Origin of the sequence: Paenibacillus sp. OT2-17, from assembly GCF_009827695.1 — a bacterium.
Lineage (GTDB): Bacteria > Bacillota > Bacilli > Paenibacillales > Paenibacillaceae > Paenibacillus > Paenibacillus polymyxa_B.
Genome location: NZ_WUDQ01000236.1, coordinates 1 through 5,364, shown reverse-complemented (window position 1 = coordinate 5,364; position 5,364 = coordinate 1). Strand labels below are relative to the sequence as shown.

7 protein-coding genes are annotated in these 5,364 nt (G+C 44.2%); 3 read left to right on the top strand and 4 right to left on the bottom strand.

The window, feature by feature from the left end:
- Window positions 1-1,390, top strand: a 1,390-nt coding sequence (locus GRP75_RS18370; protein ID WP_160789995.1) for a proline--tRNA ligase, incomplete at its 5' end; no start/stop codon positions are given.
- Here the strand turns inward: GRP75_RS18370 and GRP75_RS18365 are convergent.
- Window positions 1,387-2,151, bottom strand: coding sequence for a spermidine synthase (locus GRP75_RS18365; protein WP_028541373.1), 765 nt, complete (start codon window positions 2,149-2,151; stop codon window positions 1,387-1,389). The two genes, GRP75_RS18370 and GRP75_RS18365, sit on opposite strands and share 4 nt — an antisense overlap.
- Window positions 2,152-2,369: 218 nt before the next feature.
- Here GRP75_RS18365 and GRP75_RS18360 point away from each other — a divergent pair, with 218 nt between their 5' ends.
- Complete coding sequence (locus tag GRP75_RS18360; RefSeq protein ID WP_013310214.1) at window positions 2,370-3,089, top strand: YebC/PmpR family DNA-binding transcriptional regulator; 720 nt, start codon at window positions 2,370-2,372, stop codon at window positions 3,087-3,089.
- A 93-nt stretch (window positions 3,090-3,182) separates the two neighbouring features.
- Window positions 3,183-3,359, top strand: coding sequence for a hypothetical protein (locus tag GRP75_RS18355; protein ID WP_226887860.1), 177 nt, complete (start codon window positions 3,183-3,185; stop codon window positions 3,357-3,359).
- A gap of 64 nt (window positions 3,360-3,423) precedes the next feature.
- Here GRP75_RS18355 and GRP75_RS18350 read toward each other — a convergent pair whose 3' ends face one another.
- The 3 genes from GRP75_RS18350 to GRP75_RS18340 form a co-directional block, all read right to left on the bottom strand.
- Complete coding sequence (locus GRP75_RS18350) at window positions 3,424-4,614, bottom strand: oxalate decarboxylase family bicupin (RefSeq protein ID WP_202404205.1); 1,191 nt, start codon at window positions 4,612-4,614, stop codon at window positions 3,424-3,426.
- 88 nt (window positions 4,615-4,702) lie between these two features.
- Window positions 4,703-5,182 carry a Cys-tRNA(Pro) deacylase gene (ybaK, locus tag GRP75_RS18345; RefSeq protein WP_160789993.1) on the bottom strand — a complete coding sequence of 160 codons (480 nt, stop codon included), beginning with the start codon at window positions 5,180-5,182 and terminating at the stop codon, window positions 4,703-4,705.
- 17 nt (window positions 5,183-5,199) lie between these two features.
- Window positions 5,200-5,364 (bottom strand): ribosomal protein L7/L12 (locus GRP75_RS18340; protein ID WP_202404204.1); only part of this gene is annotated, 165 nt, incomplete at its 5' end.

Sequence of the window (5,364 nt, the reverse complement as noted above, 5' to 3'; positions counted from 1 at the left end):
AATACGAAATGAAGTGAATTCTTATCGCAAATTGCCTGTAACCCTGTATCAAATTCAAACCAAATTTCGGGATGAACGACGTCCTCGATTTGGCCTGCTTCGCAGCAGAGAATTCTTAATGAAGGATGCCTATTCGTTTGATGCACATTGGGAAGGACTAGATCATACCTATTGGATCATGTTCCAGGCATATCATCGTATTTTCACCCGCTGTGGTCTAAATTTTCGTGCTGTAGAAGCAGATGCGGGTGCAATTGGTGGCGAAGGTGAAACCCATGAATTTATGGCTCTAGCTGATATTGGAGAGGACACAATTGTAGCATGTACCTGCTGTGAATATGCAGCTAATCTTGAAAAAGCCGTGGCGCGGTCGACGGGGGAAATAGAAATAGCCCCAGTCTCAGATGAAAATGAACATGTCAGCCATCCTTCTTTCGGTACAGCTAAAATGGAAAAATTCCATACTCCAGGTCTGCGCACAATAGATCAACTGGTTGAATCGCTTCACATAGAACCTGAAGAAATCATCAAAACACTGATTTATATGGCTGACGATCAACCTGTTGCTATAGTTGTCAGGGGTGATCATGAGGTCAACGAAGTGAAAGTTAAACATATTTTAGGTAGTGAAAAATTCGAAATAGCAAGTGCAGACACCGTATCAAAGGCGACTGGAACCCCCTCGGGGTTCATAGGCCCATGCGGATTGACGATCCCTGTGTGGGTAGATTACGCCGTTGTCCAAATGTCCAGCGGTATCGCAGGCGCCAACGAGCTGGATTATCATTATCGACATGTGAATCCAAGGCGCGATATAGATCTTCGGCATGTGGCTGACTTGCGGAATGTCATAGAAGGGGATAGATGTCCTCGATGTGACGAAGGGGAATTGAAACCTCATCGTGGGATTGAGATCGGACACGTATTTAAACTAGGCACCAAATATAGTGAGAAGCTGGGTGCGACTTTTCTGGATGCTTCCGGAACTGAGCAAGCGATGATTATGGGCTGCTATGGCATTGGCGTATCCCGGATCCTTTCCGCCATTGTAGAGCAAAATCACGATCAGAACGGAATGATATGGCCTTATGCGCTGGCCCCATTTCAAGTTCAAATTATTCCGATTTCTGTGAAAGACACGCTTCAGATGCAAATAGCCGAGAAATTATATAACCAGCTGCAGGATCGTGGTGTGGAGGTGCTGCTGGATGATCGGGAGGAACGGCCCGGGGTTAAATTCAAAGACTCCGATTTAGTAGGTATTCCCGTGCGCATCGTCGTTGGTAAAGATGCCGAACACGGGAAAGTAGAGTTAATGGAACGAAAAAGCTGCAACAAAGAGACGATTCATATCGAAGATGTAGAGAGACGAATATTGGAACTACACTAAGCATCTGTATCCCGTAGAATATGACCTTCTCCAAGTGTAATCTCATGAAAGTCCGCCATCTGACGTGCCTGAAACCGGATGGGCTTGTCCCGACCAATCATAATGATATTTTGAATGTCGGCAGCGCCTTCCGAGGGGAGCGAGAAAGTTGTGACATAGGCGAATTCTTCACGCAACGTTGTGTGAATGGCATTGATCAGGTGGTCGTGTTCACTTTTGCCCATTAAATTCATGATCAGGGAGCCTTCGGAATCCAGCTTTTCTTTGGTCATCTTGAAAAATTCCCAGGATATTAAATGCAAGGGTGTACCCTGCTCCGTGAAGGCGTCCAAAATAATATAGTCATAAGCATCCGGCGCTTCCTTCTCCAGAATGCGTCGTCCATCGCCAACAGTCACATTATCCTGATCGTATCCAAAGAATGTTCGGCTGAACTCTACGACTTGTGCATCCAGCTCGGCAATCTTAAAGCGTTTATCTGTAAAATGACCCGCTATTGTACCTATACCGTGCCCAATAACAAATACATCTTCAAATGACGGATCGTTCAGCTCCATGAGATGGATGATTGCTCTCGGATATTCGAACACAATGCGTTGCGGATGATTCAAGTCCACCGCGCCTTGGACGGCTGTATTTGAAAACTGCATTACTCGAAATAATCCCTTTTCACCATACAGCTCAGTGGTTTCGTATACTGTGATTTCATGATTATGGCTCAACTTTTTGTACAAGACATCCAAGTGAATGATCTCCTTCAAGTCAGACTTCCTCCTCATCTTAGAGATTGATAGGGGGATTGTCCATAGATGAGGAGAATTGAAAGTTCACATTTCCAAGCATCCCTAATTAGGTAGAATTGTTTATTTTTCCATAACGGAGTTGTTTGAACTTGTTCGTATGTCCTTTAGGAGATATAATATACAAGGATATAATGAAGTTCGTTGTGTATATTCATACAGGAAGAGAGCGGGATATTATGGGACGTAAGTGGAATAACATTAAAGAAAAGAAGGCATCCAAGGATGCTAATACGAGTCGTATATATGCTAAATTTGGCGTGGAAATTTATGTGGCAGCCAAACAGGGCGAACCTGATCCTGAATCCAATCGGGTATTAAGAGTCGTTTTAGAACGTGCAAAAACGTACAATGTACCCAAAGCGATCATTGACCGTGCTATTGAAAAAGCAAAAGGTGCTGGCGATGAAAACTACGTAGAGCTTCGTTATGAAGGTTTTGGACCGAACGGTTCCATGGTCATTGTAGATGCACTGACCAATAACGTTAACCGTACAGCATCAGATGTGCGTTCTGCTTTTACTAAAAATGGCGGTAGCTTAGGCGTGAGCGGATCTGTAGCCTACATGTTTGATTCAACAGCAGTTATTGGTCTGGTGGGTAAAACCGCAGATGAAGTGCTGGAGCTGCTGATGGAGGCAGATGTAGAGGTACGTGACATCATTGAAGAAGATGAAGCCGTCATCGTCTATGCAGAGCCCGATCAATTCCATGCTGTGCAGGAAGCTTTCAAACAAGCAGGAGTGACTGAGTTTACCGTTGCGGAGCTCACTATGCTTGCCCAAAATGATATTTCTCTTCCAGAAGATGCACAGGTTCAATTCGATAAATTGATTGATGCATTAGAAGATTTGGAGGATGTTCAGCAGGTTTACCACAATGTAGACTCTGAGGAATAGTCTTTGTTAATTAGTTTATAAAAACACCGTATTCCGATACGGTGTTTTTTTTGTATAGTCATCGCCGGACCTCAGTCGCTAATCTTTGGCGGAGTGGCTGAGATTATCGGGAAAGTAACAGGCCAACCGATTCAGCATATCTCGTTGTCTGATGAAGAGTTGGAAGTGGGAATGGTTCACGCTGGAATGCCTGAAGAGTATGCAGATATGTTGGCGGGATTGGATAGAAGGATACGTGAAAATGGAAGTAATAATGAAGGGGGCAATTGAATCAACCCGTCATATTCAAAAAGAAGGTTCACTGATCTAGTGGCGAGCGTGATACCGTTCCCGGTTATTTCTTTTTAGGGTCATAAGAATAACCAGGATATTTGACGACGGGCCATTTTACCTTTCGTAAATTAGAGATCACATCAGTACCTACATGTAAATTACTCTGAATCAGTTCTGTGGGGGTAAGAGCCATCCATTGATTTAGTGAAACATCCGCAAAACGGTCACTCTTAAACATTTCAAGAAACCATAGTGAGCTAGAGCCAGTATTTTGAATATAATGACCATAAGCAAAAGGCACATATCCGACATCTCCGGCTCTAAAATCAAATGTGCGGGCCGCGCCATTACCACCAAAGACAGTCATCCGTCCTTGCCCTGTAAGATAGTATTGCCATTCGTCATTATTGGGGTGCCAGTGCATTTCTCGCATGGCTCCGGGCTCAATCTCAACAAGGGCGGCTGCAATGGTTTTGGAAATCGGAAAATTGGAGGAGTCAACGATTCGTACGCTTCCGCCCGGCGTTTTGATTGGGGGCTGGGCTAGTAATTCATGCTTGAAGGAGTGGGGCAATGTCCCGTAAGGAGAGGGAACAGCTTGGCTTTGGATTGAACCGGGAACGGAATCCTGATAGATGTATACTTGATCTTGAGGAATCGCTGCAAAATCAGCTTCTGGTACACCAAAATTTGCAGAAAGTACGTCTTTGGGAGTATGTGCGAACCAATCCGAGATGGATAGGGTGTTCAGATCGGAGAAACTGCCATCATCAAAAACCAGCAAAAATTCGCACCCATCCTCAAGCCCCTGTATAGAGTGCGGAATGCCAGGAGGAAAATACCAGAGATCCCCGGGACCCACATCAGCAATAAAATTACGTCCATTTTGGTCAACTGCCGTAATGCGAGCACTTCCCAACAGCATATATGACCATTCCGCCTGCTGATGCCAGTGAAGCTCACGTACACCACCCGGTGTTAAACTCATATTCACCCCGGCAAGGGTTGTAGCAATAGGTAATTCCCTTACTGTTACTTCTCTTGACCACCCACCATGATTAAGCTGCATATGAGCATCAGAAAAAGAAAATCTCATATTCGGAATGAGACCATTGTCCGTTACGGGGGGAACCAGCATATCAGGATTCTGTAGATCCCTCATCACATCACGTGGACCCTTGTCGATACCCCCAGCACCATCACTTCTGATGGGTTGGGGGATTCTTGCATTTTTCGGGCAATCATTATGCATCATTAGTTCTTCCTCTCCAGGTTGAAGCTTGATGAAGTATGGGATAAGAGAAAATACGCATAAAGATTTTATGATCATGTGGTAAGTTTTATGCTGAATGCGTCAGATCTGTAAACTGTGCCTGAATGATTTGAGCTAAATCGTGTGGATTCAACTCCAGTTGGGTCCCAATTTTCCCACCGCTCACAACGATGGCTTCCAGTTCCAATGCAGGCTGGTCGATAAAAGTAGGATAGAGCTTTTTCATTCCTATGGGGGAACAGCCACCGCGAATATATCCCGTATACTTTTGCAAATCCTTAACTGGAAGCATTTCAATTTTTTTCTCTCCCGCGGATTTGGCTGCTTTTTTGAGATCAAGCTCTTTATGTACAGGAATTACAAAAACAAACAGATTTTGTTTGCCATGTGCAACCAAAGTTTTGAAAACCATTTCCGGGGCTCTCTCGATTTTCTCAGCCACATTCATCCCGTCTATTTTTCCGTCTTGATGATCATAACTCAAAATATTGTATTGTATATGTTGCCCGTCCAATATGCGCATGGCGTTTGTTTTGCTGGCACTCATCTTATTTCTTCCTTTCTTTAGAGTTTTTCCAAGTGATCCACATAATCCTTTGCATCCTTAAGGGAAAGATCCTTAGCGGTTCTCAGCTCTTTTATGGCTTGAATCTTTTTACCTTCCCTAATTAGCAGGAGCAACCTTTCATTGATATCTTCTGAAGCTCCTGCATCTAGAATATGTGGAGG

What these genes read in the sequence shown, in the direction of transcription:
- GRP75_RS18360 (WP_013310214.1), top strand. Translation starts at nt 2,370, where the DNA reads ATGGGACGTAAGTGGAATAACATTAAAGAAAAGAAGGCATCCAAGGAT.
- GRP75_RS18350 (WP_202404205.1), bottom strand. Translation starts at nt 4,614, where the DNA reads ATGCATAATGATTGCCCGAAAAATGCAAGAATCCCCCAACCCATCAGA.
- ybaK (WP_160789993.1), bottom strand. Translation starts at nt 5,182, where the DNA reads ATGAGTGCCAGCAAAACAAACGCCATGCGCATATTGGACGGGCAACAT.